The sequence below is a fragment of the Rhodococcus sp. BS-15 genome (genome assembly GCF_000813105.1).
In the GTDB taxonomy this organism is placed as follows: domain Bacteria; phylum Actinomycetota; class Actinomycetes; order Mycobacteriales; family Mycobacteriaceae; genus Rhodococcoides.
This window is the reverse complement of sequence record NZ_BAOX01000525.1, coordinates 1-1588: the sequence shown is the minus strand read 5'-3', so window position 1 is coordinate 1588 and position 1588 is coordinate 1. Positions and strand designations below refer to the sequence as shown.

Annotated in this window: 1 protein-coding gene and 1 pseudogene; both read right to left on the bottom strand. The window is 68.5% G+C overall.

Annotation, left to right across the window (positions count from 1 at the left end; translation table 11 throughout):
- Window positions 1–1022 (bottom strand): ATP-dependent DNA helicase (locus RHBS_RS27595; RefSeq protein ID WP_145977654.1); only part of this gene is annotated, 1022 nt, incomplete at its 3' end.
- Window positions 1023–1071: 49 nt separating this feature from the next.
- Window positions 1072–1588, bottom strand: a pseudogene (locus tag RHBS_RS27590) (nicotinate phosphoribosyltransferase); the annotation flags it as partial.

The following is a 1588-nucleotide window of genomic DNA, read 5'->3' as shown; positions in this document are numbered from 1 at the left end:
TCCTCGGGGTCGCTGTCGGCCATGCCCTGCTTGTTGGGGCCGATAGCGGTGCGTACCGCCCAGGCTGCGTCGCGAATGGAGGCGAGCGCGGGGCCGACGCCGTCGGGTAGGGACTGCCAGCGGCTCGGGGGTAGCTCGTCCAGGATCGCGGCCCAATTCTCGGCGGCCCCCTCGAGTTGATCGACCGTGTCCTCTTCGATGAGCTTGGCGCTACGACGCGCCGCCGCGGTGACGGTCGCGGCCGACAGCTCCTCGGTCGCCACACCGGTCACTCGGTCGACCAGTTCGTGGGCCTCGTCGACGACCACGACGTCGTGCTCGGGCAGGATCTGAATTCCGGTGATCGCGTCGATCGCGAGCAGGGCGTGATTGGTCACCACGACGTCGACCTGGGCGGCCTCGGTGCGGGCGCGTTCGGCGAAGCAGTCCTCGCCGACGGGGCAGCGGGACTTGCCCAGGCATTCGCGGGCGGTGACGCTGACCTGACGCCAGGCCTGATCGCTGACCCCGGGCACGACGTCGTCTCGGTCGCCGGTTTCGGTCTCGGACGACCACTTGGTCAGCCGTACCACCTCGCGTCCCATCCGTGAGACGGCGAACGGGTCGAACAGTTCCGCATCCGGTGCCTCTTGCGCAGCACCGGTGTGGATCTTGTTCATGCACAGATAGTTGTTGCGGCCCTTGAGGATTGCGAACTTCGGCCGACGCCCGACGGCCTCGGTCAAGGCGTCGGACAGGCGCGGGAGATCGCGGTCGACCAGTTGCCGCTGCAGCGCGATGGTGGCCGTGGAGACGATGACGGTCTTGCCCGATTCCACCGCGTGCCGAATGCTGGGAACGAGGTAGGCCAGGGACTTGCCGGTTCCGGTGCCAGCCTGCACCGCGAGATGCTCCCCGGTATCGATCGAGTGCGCCACCGCCGAGGCCATCGTCAGCTGATTGCTGCGTTCCTTGCCGCCGAGCGAGTGCACCGCGACCTGCAGGAGAGCGGGAACGGTTGGCAACTCGGTCTTCGACGGCACCGAAGCAGACTACTGCCGATCGGCCACCCGGTTCGGTACCGACACCGCGTTACCCCGGGGCGAAGCGGGTGGGTATCGCCGGTTCGCCCTGGGACAGCTTCAACCCCTCCCACGGAAGGCTGACCAGGCGTCGGGCGAGCAGGTCACGGCCGTCGGCGAGTGTCGGTAGGTCGGCGATTCGTTCTCCGCCGCGGACCAACGGCGTGGTCAACGTCTCCACCGTCAGATCGCTCTCGACGGTCGGGGGAGCGTCGAACGGGTGCACGATCTCCTCGACCGCGGTGCCGGTGCGGCGCGCGGTACGCAGCGCCGCCTTGGTGCCACCGCGCGATTCTTTGTGACTGCTTCGCTTGGCGACGGGAATGCCGTCGACCGTGACCAGCTTGTAGACCATGCCCGCCGTCGGTGCACCGGAACCGGTGACCAACGACGTGCCGACGCCGTAGGAGTCGACCGGCTCGGCGCGCAATGCCGCGATGGCGTATTCGTCGAGGTCACCCGAGACGACGATCCTGGTCTTCGGCGCGCCCAGGGCATCCAGCTGGTCGCGCACCTGCCGCGCGAGC